Origin of the sequence: Muricaecibacterium torontonense (genome assembly GCF_004793925.1) — a bacterium.
Classification (GTDB): domain Bacteria; phylum Actinomycetota; class Coriobacteriia; order Coriobacteriales; family Atopobiaceae; genus Leptogranulimonas; species Leptogranulimonas caecicola.
The window spans coordinates 139,870-157,049 of record NZ_SRYE01000001.1 but is presented as its reverse complement, the minus strand read 5'-3'; the positions used below and the strand labels follow the sequence as shown (position 1 = coordinate 157,049).

The window sequence follows — 17,180 nt, the reverse complement described above, 5'->3', positions numbered from 1 at the left end:
GAGGCGGCAGAGTTTCTCGGCAGCTAGATGGAGCGGAAGCCTCGGCCGATGATCTCAGAGCTGCTCACCATGGTCATGAAGCTTTGAGGCTCGTGTTCGGCGAGGAAGGCGCGGAAGCGGACGGCCTCGGGTCGGGAGAGCACCACGGTGATTTGGGTCATGGGCTTGCCGGAGAACGCGCCTTGGACTTGGGTGAGGGTAGCGGTGCGATAGAGCTGGTTGACCAAAAAGTCGATGGCGGCGGCAGGGTCGGGGCAGAGCACGGTGCAGACCTTGGATTGGTTGAAGCCCTCGATGGCGTTGTCCACGATGAGGGTTTTGGCGAGAAGGCCCAGGATGCAGAGGAGGCCCGTCTCGGCGCCGTAAAGAAAGACGGCGACAGCGACGATGGCGCCGTCGGTGGCAAGGAGCGCTTGGCCCACGCGAAGATGGGTGCGACGTTTGAGGATGAGGGCCAGGATATCGGTACCGCCGGTGGAAGCGCCCACGTTGAAGACCAGCGCACTGCCCATAGCCGGCAACATTACGGCGAAGCAGAGCTCGAGCAGGGGGTTGGAGGTGAGCGGGGTGACTCGGGGCCAGATGATTTCGATGAGCGAGACGTAAAAGGAGAGGGCGAAGGAGGCGAAGACGGTCCAGCCCATGGTACGAAGATCCAGCAGGATGAGGCCGGCGACCACCAGGATCACGTTGAGCATCCACATGAAGTCGCCCACGTCGAACTGGGGCAGCAGCGTGGAGAGGATGATGGAGAGGCCCGAAGTGCCGCCCAAGGCGAAATGGTTGGGCGCCTTGAAGATGACGATGCCTATGGCGGTGAGCAACAGTCCCATGTTCACAAAGAAGAAAGTGCGTCTAAAGCTGGGGAGCTCTCGGCGGCGGCGCATGCGCTCGCCGTTGGCTTTGTCTTCGGGGGTGGCGTTGATTCCTGGAGGTATCAGGGGCATGTCCATGGCGGGCGAGGCTCTTTTCGCGGGAATTGAAAGATCGAGGGATAGGGTGGGTGCCTGGCAAGAGGTTTGGGCGCAGAGGGTGTGGCGCACGCGATCTTGCCAGGCGAGACAGCGTCGTTAGCGGTCGCTCATGTTGAAGCGGTCGCGCATGTTCACGCTAGTGGTAAAGAGCACCGATGCCAAGACGTCGTCGGTGGCTTTTTGGATGAGGTCGCAAGTTTTTTGGTTAGCGGCTTCGAGCGCCTGTGTGAGCTGGGCGCCTCCTAGCTGGGCGCAGGCAGCGTCGGTGGCTTCTATCTGGGCATGGCCTTGGCCTAGGGTGGCGTCTTGGTAGGCAGAAACGGTATTCCAGTTGCTGCCAAACTGGGCGTCGGCCAGGGCGGCGAGGATGCGGTTCTCCCAGTAGAAGGTCTCGGTGGTGGTGCGGGGAGCCACGTCCAGGTAGGCCGGGATGGAGTGGACGTTGGTGTAGAGCGGGATGAAGGTGGAGTAGGTCATGTCGCCCATGGCGGTCCATTGGATCGCCTTCAGGCCCTCAGGCGCATAGGGGCGGATCTGGATCAAGGCGCACTCGTTGTTGCGGTTGATGCCTATGGTGCGATAGTACTTGCGGGTGAGCTCGTTGCCGCGGCTGCCGTAAGGGTCGTAGGGCGTGTCTTGGTAGTGGCTGGAGAGCACCTGCTTGACGTCTTCCACGGTGACCTTGTGCTCGGGCACGCGGCACCAGGGCAGGTCGTCGCTCTCTGGCTGGTACTGGGCGTCGGGGCCGTCGTAGGTGTCCGAGGGGTTCAGGCAGCGCTGCATGTACCAGGCGCGGGGAGTGTTGTAGATGTGGTCGGTGTAATCGTGGCTGCCAAAGAGGATGCGGGGGTTCACGATGCGAGGCAGCCCGCGGAGGCGGTCCTTGTCGGCACTCATGGCGTTCACTGCAGAGGCCAACGCGCTTTTGGCGAGGGACTGAGGCATGGCCAGGTTGAGCCTGTGGTCGATGATGAAATCGATGATGTCGGCGCTGGCAAGATACTCGCTGCCGTCGCCGGTGGCGTCCAGAAGATCCAGGCGGTCGATGCCCAGCTGGTTGGGCTGGGTGACATAGGCGTTGTCGGGCACGCGGCGGGCGATCCAGTGGTGGCCGCCGATGGTCTCTAGGTACCAGACCTCGTTTTCATCGGAGAAGGCGATGCCGTTGGACTCATAGGTGCCGTAGCGCTCCAACAGCTGCCCTAGGCGAAGGACGCCTTCGCGGGCGGTGGTGATATAGGGAAGCACCAGGGTGATCAGGTCTTCCTCGCCAATGCCGCCAGGCTGTTCAGGCAGATAGCCAGGGGTATCCGGGGCGCCCTGGGCGGGCTGATAGGCCACCAGGGGGTCTGCGCCTAAGACGCGGGGATTGGTGGTGATGGTCTCGGTGGCGCTCATGCCTACATTGGAGTCGTTGACGCCGGCTTCTGCCCAAATGCCCTCTTTGGGATCCACATTGGGCATGGCGGTATAGCGCTGAGGGGTCTCTGGCAGCTCGATATCCAGATGAGAGATGACGCAGTGGTAGTGGCGGGGCTGATCGGCAGGCTCGACCACCACCATTTTCTTGGGGCAAAAGGCGCCGTCGCCGTCGTCCTCGTCGCGGGCGATCATGGTGGAGCCGTCGTAGGTGGCGCCCTTGCCTACCAACAATGTTGTGCAAGCCATAGCATTCCTCTCTGGTCGGTGAGCAGCCATTTTATTTTAAGACTCTGTCCCATAACTCTGGAACAAGGGGTAAAAGCCGGAAAAACGGCCTGGAAAAATTGCCATAAATATAGATAAATACGCATTGATATTCATATTTTAGTATTTAGCGCATAGTGCATAAATAAAAGACCGTGCAATTAAGAAATTGCGCTCCAATGTGTTAAAGAGCAGGTTAATCCTGTGTAGCGTCTTGTTAGGCACCCTATAGAAACGAATGAAAATCAACCGTTACCGCATAAAAACCCACCGCTCGTCGGTGAATAAGCACCCTTGGAAGTTTCAGTGACATATCGACAAAGAAGGGAGTATCCTTATAGTTGCTGAAAGGGAGCCAAAGCTTTGCGGACCCATAGAGAGTAACCGGTCGCGAAGGGGGAGCGGCTCCGTGGAGCTGTTGGGGTTTGAGGCTTTTTGAGCCTTTCCCAGCACGTCTGTTGGCAGAGAGAGGGACTCAATCCGGAGTCCCCGAGAAAGGGATGCCTATGAAGACTCGATGGTTCAACAAGGCGATGACCGGCTTGGCACTGGGTGCCGCAGCCATCATGGCCCTCCCGGTAAACGCGCTGGCGTGCACTCAGGTGTGGATGCCCAACACGTATACCAAGGAGGCCAATACCTGGTATGCCGGCCGTGCCGAGGACACCGCCGCCCGCCAAGCAAAGATCTTTGGCGTGGAGCCTCGTCATGAGGCTGGCTTCGTCTATCAGTCAAACGAGAACGGCGACTTTGCCGAGGGTGACAACTTCCAGTGGACCTCTGACACGCCCACCTATCGCTACACCTATGTGCGCGACCGCGGCGACAATGGTTGGGAAGGCGCTAAGAACGCCTATTCCGCCGCCGGCATCAACGAATGGGGCGTGTCTTGCTCGGCCACGCTGTCCACCTATCCCAGCTCCGAGATCAGGGCACTTGACCCCGCGGTAGACAGCGGCGTGGGCGAGTTCAACTACGTGGCCTTGGCACTGGGCCAGAACAAGACCGCCAAAGACGCCGTGGCGTTCCTAGGCTCCTTGGTCGATAAGTACGGCTCTTGCTCCTCTGACCAGCTCATCATTAGCGACGCTCACGAGTCTTGGATGTTCTCCGTGGTTTCTGGCCACCAGTGGCTGGGCTTCCAGCTGCCTGAGGACAAGGCCTCTGTGAACCCCAACATGGGTTCGCTCACCTATCCTGAGGACTTGGACCTCTCTGACGCCGCCAAATGCCTCCACTCCAAGGACCTGGTGGAGATGCCCAAAAAGGCTGGTGTGCTCAAGTACTTCGAGGGCGCTGATGGCAAGCCCGACGAGACCAAGCCTGACATCGCCAGCACCTATGCCCGTGCCGACGAGGGCGCGGGCCAGTTCTCCCGCTTTGTCATTGGCCGCGCCTACTTCGACGGTCTTGACGGCGTGGATTACTACGTGAGCGGCGGCCGCATTCTTGATGTGACCGATGGCCGCACCTTGTTCTTCACCCCTGGCAAGGGCGACTGGACCACTACGGACATGATCCGCTCGCTGGCCGCTCGCGCCGACACTGTCACCGGCCTCAAGAAAGGCGTCGCCAATACTGTTACCGGCGTTGGCCGCCAGGACTCCCTCGAGACCCACATGTTCGAGATCAATCGTGTGGCGAGCGCTGACGCCTCCAAGGAGGATACCGCAGAGGCCACCGTTGAGTGGCTTGCCCTTAATCGTGATGACTTCTCCCTGGCAGTACCTTCCTTTGGCGGCTTGATGACCGAGGTCAACCCCCGCTACGGCACTCAGGATCTCGACCTGACGCATCAGGGTGGCGGCGGTCGCGACAATCTTGCTGAGGCCCTTAAAGCCGGCCCCTGGGACTACTACATGCCCTACGTGATGATGGACGTGAACACCATCTGCAACGCCGACCGCGAGCAGGTGGGCGAGACGGTGCACAGCTACATCCGTGCCCTCCAGGACAACTTCGTCACCCAGAACGAAGAAGTCAAGACCTATGTCAGGGGCCTTTCTGGCGAAGCGCAAACCGCTGCCGCTAACCTGGCCAACAGCGTGGCCACCGAGCAGGCCCATGCCAAGTACATGACCCTTCTCACCGAGCTCCGCACCTGGCACAACGGCGATCAGAAGACCCCCTTCGTGCCCAGCGACTACGACACATCCACCCAGGGCATCAAGACTCCTATGACCTACTCCGCTGAGGTCAAAACTCCGCTCGCCGCTGCCGACGGCGTCGTAGCGGGCGCCGCTAATCGCTGGGTTGTCCTGAGGGAGACCGTGGACGGCGCGCAGGTGCTCAAGCAGGTCCACGTGGACGCCGACGGCAAGATCCAGACCGGCCTTCAAAAGATCGACGGCATCGATTTTGTCATGGGCGAAGACGGCACTGTACAGACCGGCTTTGTCAAGGTGGGCGACAAGACCTACTATGCCGCTCCCGAGGCCAAGACCGGTTGGCAGACCATCGACGGCAAGGATTACTACTTTGGCACCGATGGCGTGATGGCCACCGGCAAGCAGACCATCGACGGCAAGAACTATCTCTTCGATGCCAACGGCGTCTCTCAAACTGGGTGGCAAAAGGATGGCGACAAGACCTCCTATTACAGCCCTGACATGGCCACTGGTTGGAAAGAGATCGACGGCAAGACCTACTACTTTGGCGACGACGGCGCCATGAAGACCGGCATCACCAAGGTGGGCGACAAGACCTACAACCTGGGCGACGACGGCGCCATGAAGACCGGTGTCTACACCGTAGACGGCAAGCTCATGGCCTTTGGCGAGGACGGCGCTCAGGCGACCGGTTGGGTCACCGTGGATGAGACCCCGTACTACCTGCCTGAGGACGGCTCCAAGGTCGATCCCGGCTGGCAGAAGATGGACGGCACCTGGTATCTCTTTGGCGAGAACAACGCTGCCAAGACCGACTGGCAGGCAGTGGGCGGCAAGTGGTACCTCATGGACGAGGACGGCTCCATGCTCTCCGGCTGGCAGAAGGACGGCGACACCTGGTACCTCTTGGGCGGCGCTGAGGACGGCGCCATGAAGACCGGCTGGCAGAAGGTCGGCGGCACCTGGTACCTGCTCGACGGCTCTGGCGCCATGAAGACCGGCTGGCAGGCAGCCAATGGCAAGTGGTACCTGCTGGGCGGCGCTGACGACGGCGCTATGAAGGCCGGTTGGCAGAAGGTCGGTGGCACCTGGTACCTGCTGGGCGGCGCTGACGACGGCGCCATGAAGTCCGGTTGGCAGCTGGTGAACGGCAAGTGGTACTACCTTGGCGGCTCCAACGACGGCGCCATGAAGACCGGCTGGCAGGCAGTCAACGGTTCCTGGTACCTGCTGGGCGGCGCTGACGACGGCGCTATGAAGACCGGTTGGCAGATCGACAACGGCAAGCTCTACCTGCTGCGCTCCGACGGTTCCATGGTAAGCAACACCCGCATAGGCGGCTTCACCATCGGTGCAGACGGCGCCGTGAGGTTCTAAGCTTTCCTCTCGCCTCGACCACGTCCTACCCCAAAGCCTCCCCATCGCTCTCTTGCGGCGGGGAGGCTTTTCTCGGTAAGAAAGAAAACGTTGATGCAAAGGGCGCAGGCTTTCGCCGTAGGTGCCCGAGCTGTCGGGTAGTATGGAACACGGGTGTGCTGCCGAGACGATCGGCCCTCATAGCCGGGGCGGTTCGTGTGGCTGCATCATTCTTTTAGGTGTGAGAGGCGTCTCTTTGGGCCGCCGCGGCGCGGCTGCAGGAAGGATGTTCATGGCCAATCGAGTTCCACTGTCTGCGGGCCGTATGACCCGCATCGCAATGATCGCTGCGCTCTATGGGGCAGCCACGTTGGTGACCATGCTCTTTTTGGGCGGATTGGCCTGGGGCCCGGTGCAATTTCGCATCTCCGAGGCGCTCTGCGTGCTTGCCTTGTTCACGCCGGACGCCATCGGCGGCTTGGCTTTGGGATGCGCGGTGGCCAACACTTGCAACATAGTGCTGGGAGGAACCGGCACGCTGGGGCTTTTGGACGTGGCCTTCGGTACTTTGGCTACAGCGTTGGGAGCTTGGTTTACCTGGCACTTCAGGGCAAAACCGGCGCTTGCCGTAGCGGGCCCGGTGATCTTCAACGCTCTCATCGTGCCGGCCTACTTGCCGCTCATGCTTATGGGCTTGGGGTTTTACACCATTCCCTTCACCTCCATCTCGCTGGACGGGGCCTGGGGTGCCATGTACCTCTTTGGCGTGGCTGCCACGGCTTTGGGCGAAGGGGTCACCATGTACTGCCTGGGCTTGCCGTTGGCGCGGGCTCTCAAGCGCACGCCGCTGCCCGGCCTGCTCGCGTCCGACGGTGTCGTCCCGGCTCAAGGGGACCGTTCATGAATCCAGCCATCGTTATCCCGTCCTATTGGACCTCCACCGAGGAGCGGGTGGGCGGCTATGACCACGCCACTCCGGTAGGTACTCCCAACCCGGAGCTGGCCCGTTGCCTGGAGTCCTTGGAGCAGGTGCGCGGCGTGGTGCGCACCATCATCTTGCTGGTGGCCTCCCCTGAGTCCGAGCGGCGAGCCCGCGCCCAGGTGGACGCCATCTGCGCTGAGCATCCCAACCTCTCGCCCTTGGTCATTGGCGAGGCCGAGGGCCGTGTCCTTCAAAACTGCGTGATGGAGATTGCCCCGCGGCTCACCGGCGAGTGCGTGAGCCTGCGCGGCTACGGCGCCATCCGCAACATGGGACTGGTGGCTGCGGCAGTCTTTGGCCACGATGTGGTGGTCTTTTTGGATGACGACGAGGTGGTGCTCTCACCCTCCTTCTTGGCAGAGGCTGTCTATGGCCTGGGCCAGCGTACCCGTCAGAACCTGCCTGTGCTGGTGAAGAGCGGCTACTTCATCGACGAGAACGAGTCCTGCCTTGCCAGCGAGGACCTGGCCTGGTATGACAGCGACTGGGACAAGAACCTGCAGTTCAACCGCTGGATGCGTGAGGCTCAAGCGGGCCCTCGCATCTCCCGGTCCAGCTTCATGTGCGGCGGCTGCATGGCCATTTGCGCCGAGGCCTACTCCCGCGTGGCCTTCGACCCCTTCATCACTCGCGGCGAAGACATGGACTACCTCTTTAACCTGCGCCTTTACGGCCTGGACGTATGGTTTGACAACCAATGGCGCGTGATGCACCTGCCGCCCTCCACGCCCCGGCCCGCCAACCGCTTTCGCCAAAACGTCTTTCGCTGGGTCTACGAGCGGGCCAAGCTCGCCCGAGCAGCCACCAAGATCGACCTCAATCAGGTAACCCCCGAGTCCCTCATGCCCTATCCCGGCCCTTGGATCTCCGACGACCTGGACCGCCGCATCGCCTCCACTGCGCTGCGCCGGGCCCTGGGCACCTCCGACCACGCCGAGTATCTGGCCATCTGGCGCTCCGGGCTCAAAGAGGCGGCCGCCAATGCCGAGAACCACGTGCTCTCCTACCTGAGCTTCATGAGTTGGTGGCCCTCTATTGTCAGCCGCCTGTGGTCCGAGCGCCAGGTGGCCGCTTGGCTCTTCGACCATGGCACCCCTCCGGGAATCCCCGCTCAGAACCCCTACCTGGCGCCGGCTTCCACCGCTGATTCCACCATGGCGGCTGCTCAAGCGCAGCCGGAAGCCACTGGCTCTATGGACGAAGCCTGGGAAGACGCTCAGGAGACGGTGGAGGCCGCCGATGAGCAGGAGGAGTCCTTATCGGCAGCCAAGGAGGCCCTAGAGGCGTCTGAGCAGGATGCCGTCAGCGAGACAGATGGTGCCCATGGCGCGCAACAGTAAAGACAACTACATCAACAACTTCATCACCGCCATCCTGTGCCTGTGCATCTTCACCATGGCGATCCTGCTTATTTGGGGCGTTGCCCAGGGCGAGACCATGGTGTGGGTCATCGCGGCTATAGGCATCGGCGTGGTGATAGTGGTGGGCGCGGGAGCCTCGGGCGCTCCGGATTCCGTGCGCTCCCAAGCCACCGAGCGCACGCTACGCACCGCGTCGCTCACTCTGGAGCATCTGCGGGGAGGCCTCACTTTCGAGGGATGTCGCGCCGTGTGCCAGTCTCTGCTGCCAGAGACGGTGGCTATTGCCGTTGCCATCACTGACCACGAGAAGGTCATCGCCTATGTAGGCGAGTCCGAGGAAAACTTCCCTCCCGGCCGCCCCATCTCCACCCAAGCCACTCGCGAGGCGTTGGACAGCGGGCGTACCCAGACCTTCTCGCTCATGAAGCGCCTGGACAACGACGCCATGGCCAACATGGACGCCCAGAGCCGCCTCAAGCTCATGAGCTTTGTGCCGGCAGGCATCGTGGTGCCTCTGGTGGTGCGCAACCACACCATCGGCACCCTCAAGTTCTTCTATCGCAGCTACAAAGACATCGACAACACCCAGCACGCCGTGGCCGAGGGCTTTGGCGAGCTGCTCTCCACCCAGCTCTCCCTCTACGAGCTGGAGCGCCAAGCCCAGCTTACCGCCCAGGCCGAGGTCAAGGCGCTCCAAGCCCAGATCAACCCCCACTTCCTCTTCAACACCCTGAACACCATCGCGGCCTTTACCCGCACCGATCCCATGCGCGCCCGCGCCCTGCTGCGCGAGTTTGCCACCTTCTACCGCCAGACGCTGGAAAACTCAGAGTCGCTCATCCCTCTGGAGCGCGAGCTGGAGCAAACCCGCCGCTACCTCACCTTCGAGTACGCTCGCTTTGGCGAGGACCGCATTGCCGAGCAGGAGCGCGTCGAGGAGGGCTGCGAGAACGTCATGGTGCCCGCCTTCGTGATCCAGCCCATCGTGGAAAACGCCGTGCGCCATGCCATGCGTGAGGAGGGCGTCCTGCATATCGACATCCATGTAACCCGCGAGGACTCCGACATCCTCATCGCCGTGGCCGATGACGGCTGCGGCATGAGCGAGGAGCAGGTGGAGGCCATGCTGCAAAAGGCGTCGGGCATGTCAGATGCCGAGAAAGGCACGGGCATCGCCCTGCGCAACGTCGAGGAGCGCTTGGCGCGCTATTACGGCCCGGGCTCCGGCATCGACATCGTGAGCCGTTTGGGGGAAGGCACGGCAGTGACCCTCAAGCTGGTCGGGGCCATCCATGGGCCTGCTCCGGTAGCCCCCAGGCCCCACGGAGGGGTCCAAGGCGGGGCTGAGATACCGGCAGATAGCGAGAATCGCCCAGTGGTGTAAGATGGGATTCAGCTGGTTTTGTGGTTGTCCAAGGAGGTTGGACGGTCATAAAAGGTATAAGAGTTTATCAACAACCGGACCTTGCTCGAGATTCGGCTGCCGCTCTTTGATGATTTGAAGATGCACGACCCATGAGGTGATTGAATGCTCAGTGCAATGATCGTGGACGATGAAGCTCCTGCGCGCTCGGAACTGCGCTTTTTGCTGGAAGAGACCGGCAGGGTAGACTCCATTGACGAGGCTTCCAGCGCGCGCGAAGCGGTGGAAAAGATCATTGAGACTCGGCCGGACGTCCTGTTTTTGGATATCTCCATGCCCAAGACCAGCGGGATGCAGCTGGCAGAGGCCCTGCATAAGCTCAAGAACCCGCCGGCGGTGATCTTTGTGACCGCCTACAGCGAGTATGCGGTGCAGGCCTTTGACGTCAACGCCGTGGACTATCTCATGAAGCCGGTGGAGACCGACCGTCTGGTAACCGCCTTGAACAAGGTGGAGAGCCGCATGGCGCCGGTGGCCCCGGCCAACCCGCCTCAGGAGCGCATCGCGGTGGAGAAGGGCGGCCGCAAGGTGCTGGTGCCTATCGATCAGATTCGCTACATCGAGGCCAAGGACGATTATTCCTGCATCTATACGGATACCGATCGCTATCTGTCCACCATCTCGCTGGCACAGCTGGAGGCCAAGCTGGTGCCCCACGGATTCTTCCGCGTGCACCGCGGCTATATCGTGAACCTGGCCCATGTGGAAGACGTCGAGGTGGTGTCCAGCGGAATTTTGCAGCTGGGTTTGAATGGCATCGAAGATAAGAAGATCTCGGTGTCTCGCCGTCGCGTGGTGCAGCTCAAGCGCGTCTTGGGCATATAAGGCTGCGAGAGGGCATCCTAGGGCGCTGCAAGCGCAGTGTTCCAAAGGTCTTTTGAAAGCTCCCCTTTAAGGGGCTGACAGCCATAGACGAGCCGTCCTTTGGGGCGGCTCTTTTTAGACGGAGGACGCACAGGGTCATGGCAGACAAGCGAGTGGATATCATCAGCGACACGCACGGCTATATCTCGGACGAGCTCAAGCGCGAGCTTCGCGGGGCTGATGTGATAGTGCACGCAGGCGACATCACCTCGTCGTCTGACTTTGCGCTGCTCAAGTCCATAGCTCCCCTGCACCTGTGCCTGGGCAACAACGACTACACCGGTCAATACGGCCCGGATATCAAACGAGTGATGCGCTTCTCCATCGACGGCGTGCGCTTTCAAGTGGCTCATCATGAGGAGCAGCTCAAGCCGGCCTCGGCCGACGTGTGCGTCTACGGCCATAGTCACAAGCCCTCGATCCGCCGTTCTGCCGAGGGAGGCCAGGTGCTGCGCCGTCGCTTGCAGTCCAAGCCGCTGCGCGCCATGGAGAATCCCGGGCAGGTGATGGAAGCCGTGGGCTATTCAGACGCGGGGGCCCTCAACTATCCTGCCGAGGCCGGCGCTTGGCTCATCAATCCCGGCAGCCCCACATTGCCGCGCACCCCCATGGGGCCCACCATGGCACGGCTGTGGATCCGCGACGGTTTGGTAGAAGACCCCCAGATCATCCAGCTACCCGTGAGCGACATGCAGATGGGCAGCCCCTGGTTCCGCTTTGGGATGTAGGGCGGTTGTTGTGGCCCGCGGTGGCACGACTGACGCGGGTGTCGTTGGGGCAGCTCCAGTGCTGTTGAAGTAGTGCGGTTGAGGCATTAGCTACGTGGATTCACGTAGCTAATGCCTTCTTCCGACCTGGGGTTTTCCGTTTCACTACGTGGATTCACGTAGTGAAACGGCCATTTTCAGCCCAAAATCCACGTAGCAAAACGGGGGGGGGCCCAGCAAAACGAAACCCGCAGCAAAACGGGGCGCCCAGCCAAAACGCACCCCTACTTGCTGTGGCGCGGCGCCTCCACTATGCGCTTGAGCCGGTGGGCAGAGGGATTCACTGGCTCGCTTAAGAACACAGGCGCCACCACCTTGGTGTAAAACGCCAGCCAAATGAGCGAGGTGCAAAAGCCCGCCAGCACGTCTGAGGTGTAATGAACCCCCAGGTAGATACGGGAGATGCCCACCAGCGCGATGACTGCCACAAAGAAGAGGCTCCACAGCATGCGCAAAGTGCGGTCCTCGTCGTAGCGCCAGATCATCCATACCAGAAGACCAAAGAACGCCATGGACACCATGGAGTGTCCCGAGGGAAACGAATATCCCGTCTCCGAGATAAGCCTGAACCCCTCCGGCCTAGGCCTATGGACAATGAACTTGAGCACGCTGTTGAGCAGCACTACTAGCACCAGATTGACGGTGGCGCACAAGCCCGGCCGGCGTCCTGGCGCAAAGGCGGCCACAATCACCAGCATCACTAGCAGCACCACGGGACTCGCCAGACTGGTGATCTCCTCCATGATGGGTGTGACAGCATCGCTGCGGTTCTCCACGATGAAGTGGTAGCCCAGCGTATCCAGCCTCACGATCTCGCCAAACCACACGTCTTCCAGGATGGCCAAGAAGCACAGCAGCGCCACGCACACCAGGATGGTGCGCACATGGCGGCGGCACAGGTGCAAGAAGCGCTGCCAGTAGTGGGGCTTTGCCACCTCGGGAGAGAGCCAAGCTGCGGTCTCGGCAGGGGAGTGCGGGGCGGGATGGGCGTTCTTCTCGGCAGGAACGGCTGCATGCCGAGAAACTCCTGCCTCCTGTATAGGATCCTTCTTGGGGGTGCGGGTCATAAGGTCTTGCCTTCCGAGAAAAGATGCAAGCGTGAGCGGGAAGCTCTTGGTGGAATGGGGTGTGCGGGGACGAGGGCGGCACAAAAAGCCCGCACGCTCCGTTTTACCGTACACGTGCGGGCCCGTGATTTGTCTCACAGCTTTGTAATGATTGGGTAAGCCTTGCGACTGGCGCGCTCATGCGGGCGCTTCGGCGATGCAAGCCGGCCAGGCGCCGAGGCTCGCCTGCCGCTTGGCGGCGCTTGGCTTAGAGGTATTGAGCCAGCTCCTGGACCAAACGGTCGCGAGGCACTGCGCCTACTACGGTGTGCACGGCCTTGCCGTCCTTGAAGAGCATGAGCGTGGGGATGGACATGACCTGGAAGCGGGCGGCCAGATCCTGATTGTCCTCGACGTTGACCTTGCATACCTTGAGCACGGATGCCATTTGATCGGCCAGGTCGTCGACGATGGGCGACATCATGCGGCAGGGGCCGCACCAGCTGGCCCAAAAGTCCACCAGCACAGGCTTGTCTGAGCTTGAGATGACCTCGTCAAAATTCTGAGCAGTGAGTTCTGTGACTGCCATGATTCCTCCTTGGTGGTAGGCCAACTAAAAAAGCTGGCAGTGTGTGTCCGACAGGTGCATACCCACCAGTTCGCGTTTACGATACGAGAAGGGCGATTCCTGCAGGTTTTGCCAACAAAGCTTGCACGATTGCACTGTACCTTAGTTACAGGGTGCCCGCTCCGCCAATCTTCGGGACATCGCTCGCGGCCCGCCCGCGCCGCAGCCCCGACCTCACGCCACTGCCCGTCGCTTTCCCAGGGAGGGACCATGACTTCTGCCCGAGAAGAACTCCGCCGCCAGGCTCGCGACAAAACTGCTGCAGAGGTAGCCCAGCTAGAGCAGCGAGGCTTGGTGCTGGCGGGTAACGGCTTCGCTTCGGTGCTCCTGGTGAAAGGCGAGCCCGGACCTGCTGAGGCTGCTGGTGGCGTGCTTTTGTCGGGAGCCGACGGCGCCGCCCTCCACGCCGCCCTCGAGCGCCTGGGCTATGCCCCGGAAGACTGGTGCGCCCTGAGCGCTGTGACTGCCGCGGGGGCGCCGGTGGATCCGGAGGGCTTTCGGCTGGCACTGGCCGCCTTGAGCCCCTCTACGGTGATCCTTTGCGACGAGACGGCGGCCAACCTGGCCCGAGAAACCCTCGCCCCCGAGCTTGTGGCTCTGCCAAGGCTCGAATGCGCCATGTTGCAGCCGGGCTATGTGACCGAGGTGCTGGGCCTGCGCCTGTTGAATCTAGGCGGCTTCGAGGCGGCTCTGGCCGATCCCGCCGCCAAGCAGCTGCAGTGGGCCTACCTCAAGCAGCTGCCTCCGCTGGGAGAGCCCTACTAGGCGCCGCGAGAGTATCTTTGCAGGGGCGCATGCAGACCTGCCGCCCCATACCTGCTAGGCGCCGCCTTACGCCACAAGGCGCCGCGTCTTAGTGTCATACGAGTTCGTTTCACATCTGTAGAAACCGCAGTGACTGCCGAGTTGGCCGCCGCGTGTCCCGCCGTGGAGTAGATTGAAGGTCATAGAGGCGAAACAGTTCGCCATGGGGGCGAGCCTCACAATTGAGGGCCTTGCACCCCGCGAGAAGGGAGCTTGCGGCAGCGTCGCGGCGCCCAGAAGGAGAAGGGAACATTCATGGCAGTTGGCAAGCCTATCGACGCCGTTGCCACCCCCGAGTGGGCGGCCCTGCAAGCGCACTTTGACGAGCTTCAAAAGGAGGGCATCTCCCTCAAGGACTGGTTCGGCGCCGATCCCGAGCGCGTGCCTTCCATGACCTTTGACGTCGAGGACCTGCGCTTCGACCTCTCTAAAAACCTGGTGACCTCCAAGACCTTGGATCTTCTGGCCAACCTGGGCGAGGCAGTGGGCGTGCGCGAGCGCTTCTCGGCCATGCTGGCGGGCGAGCACATCAACACCACCGAGGACCGCGCCGTCCTCCACACCGCGCTGCGCCGCCCCGCCTCTGAGGCAGGCACCCTTATGGTGGACGGCCAGGATGCCGTGGCAGACGTGCACGAGACCCTGGGCCGTATCTACGACTTTGCCGAGAAGGTCCGCTCCGGTGAGTGGAAAGGCGTTACTGGCAAGGCCATCAAGACCGTGGTGAACATTGGCATCGGCGGCTCTGACCTGGGTCCGGCCATGGCCTATCAGGCCCTGGAGGCCTATGCCGACGCAGGCATTTCTGCCCGCTTCATCTCCAACATCGATCCCAACGACCTGGCCATGAAGGTGGCCGGCCTGGATCCTGAGACCACCATGTTCATTGTGGTGTCCAAGACCTTCACCACTCTGGAGACCATCACCAACGCCCGTGAGGCCCGCACCTGGCTGCTGGACAAGCTGGCCGAGACCGGCGCCATCGACGGCTCCGAGGTCTCTTGCAAAGACGCCGTGTCCCAGCACTTTGTAGCCGTGTCCACCAACCTCAAGCTGGTGGAGGAGTTTGGCATCGACCCCGCCAACGCCTTTGGCTTCTGGAATTGGGTGGGCGGCCGCTACTCGGTGGACTCCGCGGTGGGCACCATCCTGGCCGTGGTCCTCGGTCCCTCCAACTTCCAGGACTTCCTGGCAGGCATGAACGCCATGGACCGCTACTTTGCCAACACTCCGCTGCGCCAGAACGCCATCGCCCTCATGGGTCTCATGAACGTGTGGTACGTGGACTTCTTCAAGAGCTACAGCCACGCCGTGCTGCCCTACAACCAGTACCTCTCCCGCTTCCCGGCCTACCTCCAGCAGCTCACCATGGAATCCAACGGCAAGTCCGTGCGCTGGGACGGCACCCCCGTCACCTGCCACACCGGCGAGGTGTTCTGGGGCGAGCCGGGCACCAACGGCCAGCACGCCTTCTATCAGCTGCTGCACCAGGGCACCTCGATGATCCCTGCCGACTTCATCGCTTTTGTGAACACCCCCAACCCCACCCGCGACGGCGACCAGGACGTCCAGGAGCTTTTCTTGGGCAACTTCTTGGCTCAGACCAAGGCCTTGGCCTTTGGCAAGACGGCCGACGAGGTGCGCGCCGAGGGCACTCCCGAACAGATCGTCCCCGCCCGCGTCTTTGAAGGCAACCGTCCTACCACCTCCATTTTTGGCGTGGCGCTGACTCCCTTCTCCCTGGGCGAGCTCATTGCCATCTACGAGCACATTACCTTTGTGGAAGGCGCCGTCTGGGGCATCGACTCCTACGATCAGTGGGGCGTTGAGCTGGGCAAGCAGCTGGCCAAGCAGATTACCCCGGCACTCTCTGAGTCCGACGCCGCTCTGGCCGAGCAGGACGCTTCCACCCAGAGCCTCATTGGGTTCTACCGCGAGAATCGCGTGTGGTAGGTGCCGTGCGACGTGCTGCTGGTGCGCGTAAATGCGGCCGGCAAAGAGGGGTTTGCGCCCCTCTGAAAACTTACTGCGTTGGCTACAAATAGTGTTACTAACGTGGTAGAAAATGCTACTTTAGTAACGCATTAATGTAGCATATGCAGCAGCTTTTTCCAGTGCTGCAAAGGGTAACCTCTTTGCTCTTTGGAGTTCTTAGAGCCGGCCCTTGCGGCCCTGCGCGGCCCTGCGCTTATAGAACCCTGTTGTCACCAACGGCAACAGGGTTCTTGGCTTCTTAGGTGAGATATTTTGTGGGTCGCAGGCGCCCCCAGTGCCCCTGTTAGAATGAGGACAATGAACTCAACCATGAGCCCGTGAGGGCGCATTCAGGCAGGAGGCCGGCCGTGGCGCAGCTTATCGATATCCAGCAGGTGGTCATAGGGCCTAGAGATCTCATCGCAACCGTGCGCATCGCTGATGGCGCACCCCTCATGACCTCGGAGGATGTAGAGGCCACTGCCCATGTCTACTGGCTCATGCCAGAGATCGCCAACCATGCCTGCCTAGGTGACGCCGGCACCACTTTCCAGGACGCTATGGGAGACACGGAGCTGGCCCATCTGCTGGAGCATGTCACCCTGGAGCTTTTGGCTCAAACCAACATGGCGGGCGATATGAGTCACGGGCGCACGGCTCCAACGGATGTGGATCGCACCTACACCGTCACGTTAGCCTGCCCTGACGACGTGTTGGTGGCGGGGGCGCTTTCCTCGGCAGCCTGGATCTTGCAGTGGGCCTATAGCGGCGCCAATCCCGGCACCGAGCCCAACGTTCCCGCTATCGTCCAGGGCTTGGTGGACCTCACCCAGGCGGCCTTCGCGTCGCCGGAAGACGATGCTGAGACGTCTGAGGACGCCGCCATCGAGCCGGTGGACGAGGCAGAAATCGATACTGTCGCCGAGCTGGATGAAGCCGCCCAGGACCAGGAAGCGCCGCAGATGCCAGAGGCCCCGCAGGCGCCCGAGGTTCCGCAACCCGCAGAGGTCGTTGAGGCTCAGGCGGAGGCTGTCCCTTCGGCCACGGAGACCGCAGAGATGGTCATCGACCGTGCGCCAGCTGCAACTCAGGATCCCCAAGACATGGACTAGCGCTTTTCCCAATGGGGTGCCAGCAGCTGAGGGCGCGGGTTTCTCGACAAGGCGAAGTGGCGCAAGCGAGGCCCTGCTGCTGCCAGAGCATCTTG

General features: G+C 61.6%; 13 protein-coding genes. 9 read left to right on the top strand and 4 right to left on the bottom strand.

From position 1 onward, the window contains the following. Positions 1-23: 23 nt before the first annotated feature. Positions 24-953: a YitT family protein gene (locus E5334_RS00720; protein WP_275438861.1), complete on the bottom strand. Its 930-nt coding sequence runs from the start codon at positions 951-953 to the stop codon at positions 24-26. A 117-nt stretch (positions 954-1,070) separates the two neighbouring features. After that, positions 1,071-2,642, bottom strand: coding sequence for a C69 family dipeptidase (locus E5334_RS00715; RefSeq protein WP_136011699.1), 1,572 nt, complete (start codon positions 2,640-2,642; stop codon positions 1,071-1,073). A gap of 524 nt (positions 2,643-3,166) precedes the next feature. Between E5334_RS00715 and E5334_RS00710 the strand changes: the two genes are divergently transcribed. The 6 genes from E5334_RS00710 to E5334_RS00685 all read left to right on the top strand — a co-directional run bounded on the left by E5334_RS00710 (position 3,167) and on the right by E5334_RS00685 (position 11,482). After that, a complete protein-coding gene (locus E5334_RS00710) occupies positions 3,167-6,145 on the top strand; it encodes a C69 family dipeptidase (protein ID WP_167604237.1) in 2,979 nt (992 codons plus the stop codon). Positions 6,146-6,416: 271 nt separating this feature from the next. Beyond that, on the top strand, positions 6,417-7,028 hold the full coding sequence (locus E5334_RS00705) for a QueT transporter family protein (protein WP_275438860.1): 612 nt from the start codon (positions 6,417-6,419) through the stop codon (positions 7,026-7,028). After that, complete coding sequence (locus E5334_RS00700; RefSeq protein WP_167604236.1) at positions 7,025-8,446, top strand: glycosyltransferase family 2 protein; 1,422 nt, start codon at positions 7,025-7,027, stop codon at positions 8,444-8,446. The genes E5334_RS00705 and E5334_RS00700 overlap by 4 nt, the downstream gene beginning before the upstream one ends. Then, on the top strand, positions 8,430-9,851 hold the full coding sequence (locus E5334_RS00695; RefSeq protein ID WP_265591793.1) for a sensor histidine kinase: 1,422 nt from the start codon (positions 8,430-8,432) through the stop codon (positions 9,849-9,851). The genes E5334_RS00700 and E5334_RS00695 overlap by 17 nt, the downstream gene beginning before the upstream one ends. A gap of 144 nt (positions 9,852-9,995) precedes the next feature. Continuing rightward, positions 9,996-10,715, top strand: a complete 720-nt coding sequence (locus E5334_RS00690) for a LytR/AlgR family response regulator transcription factor (protein ID WP_275438859.1) — start codon at positions 9,996-9,998, stop codon at positions 10,713-10,715. A 137-nt stretch (positions 10,716-10,852) separates the two neighbouring features. Then, the gene (locus tag E5334_RS00685; RefSeq protein ID WP_136011697.1) at positions 10,853-11,482 is read left to right on the top strand and encodes a metallophosphoesterase family protein; all 630 of its coding nucleotides are present in this window, start codon (positions 10,853-10,855) and stop codon (positions 11,480-11,482) included. Positions 11,483-11,745: 263 nt separating this feature from the next. On the opposite strand, the gene E5334_RS00680 is transcribed toward E5334_RS00685, so the two are convergent. Both E5334_RS00680 and trxA read right to left on the bottom strand, forming a co-directional pair. After that, positions 11,746-12,702 (bottom strand): phosphatase PAP2 family protein, encoded by a 957-nt coding sequence (locus E5334_RS00680; protein WP_275438858.1) that lies wholly within the window; start codon positions 12,700-12,702, stop codon positions 11,746-11,748. Between the two features lie 133 nt (positions 12,703-12,835). Further along, entirely contained in the window at positions 12,836-13,156 is a 321-nt protein-coding gene (trxA, locus tag E5334_RS00675; protein WP_136011696.1) for a thioredoxin, read from the bottom strand. Between the two features lie 249 nt (positions 13,157-13,405). Between trxA and E5334_RS00670 the strand changes: the two genes are divergently transcribed. From E5334_RS00670 to E5334_RS00660, 3 genes are all read left to right on the top strand, one after another. Beyond that, positions 13,406-13,960 carry a hypothetical protein gene (locus tag E5334_RS00670; RefSeq protein WP_136011695.1) on the top strand — a complete coding sequence of 185 codons (555 nt, stop codon included), beginning with the start codon at positions 13,406-13,408 and terminating at the stop codon, positions 13,958-13,960. Positions 13,961-14,254: 294 nt separating this feature from the next. Continuing rightward, positions 14,255-15,952 carry a glucose-6-phosphate isomerase gene (pgi, locus tag E5334_RS00665; protein ID WP_136011694.1) on the top strand — a complete coding sequence of 566 codons (1,698 nt, stop codon included), beginning with the start codon at positions 14,255-14,257 and terminating at the stop codon, positions 15,950-15,952. Between the two features lie 389 nt (positions 15,953-16,341). Beyond that, a complete protein-coding gene (locus E5334_RS00660; protein ID WP_136011693.1) occupies positions 16,342-17,085 on the top strand; it encodes a cyanophycin synthetase family protein in 744 nt (247 codons plus the stop codon). The last annotated feature ends 95 nt before the right edge of the window (positions 17,086-17,180 follow it).

Excerpts from the sequence above, each read along its gene's own strand:
- E5334_RS00710 (WP_167604237.1), top strand. The coding sequence starts at position 3,167 with ATGAAGACTCGATGGTTCAACAAGGCGATGACCGGCTTGGCACTGGGT.
- E5334_RS00690 (WP_275438859.1), top strand. The coding sequence starts at position 9,996 with ATGCTCAGTGCAATGATCGTGGACGATGAAGCTCCTGCGCGCTCGGAA.
- trxA (WP_136011696.1), bottom strand. The coding sequence starts at position 13,156 with ATGGCAGTCACAGAACTCACTGCTCAGAATTTTGACGAGGTCATCTCA.
- E5334_RS00720 (WP_275438861.1), bottom strand. The coding sequence starts at position 953 with ATGGACATGCCCCTGATACCTCCAGGAATCAACGCCACCCCCGAAGAC.
- pgi (WP_136011694.1), top strand. The coding sequence starts at position 14,255 with ATGGCAGTTGGCAAGCCTATCGACGCCGTTGCCACCCCCGAGTGGGCG.
- E5334_RS00715 (WP_136011699.1), bottom strand. The coding sequence starts at position 2,642 with ATGGCTTGCACAACATTGTTGGTAGGCAAGGGCGCCACCTACGACGGC.
- E5334_RS00695 (WP_265591793.1), top strand. The coding sequence starts at position 8,430 with ATGGCGCGCAACAGTAAAGACAACTACATCAACAACTTCATCACCGCC.
- E5334_RS00700 (WP_167604236.1), top strand. The coding sequence starts at position 7,025 with ATGAATCCAGCCATCGTTATCCCGTCCTATTGGACCTCCACCGAGGAG.
- E5334_RS00705 (WP_275438860.1), top strand. The coding sequence starts at position 6,417 with ATGGCCAATCGAGTTCCACTGTCTGCGGGCCGTATGACCCGCATCGCA.
- E5334_RS00685 (WP_136011697.1), top strand. The coding sequence starts at position 10,853 with ATGGCAGACAAGCGAGTGGATATCATCAGCGACACGCACGGCTATATC.
- E5334_RS00670 (WP_136011695.1), top strand. The coding sequence starts at position 13,406 with ATGACTTCTGCCCGAGAAGAACTCCGCCGCCAGGCTCGCGACAAAACT.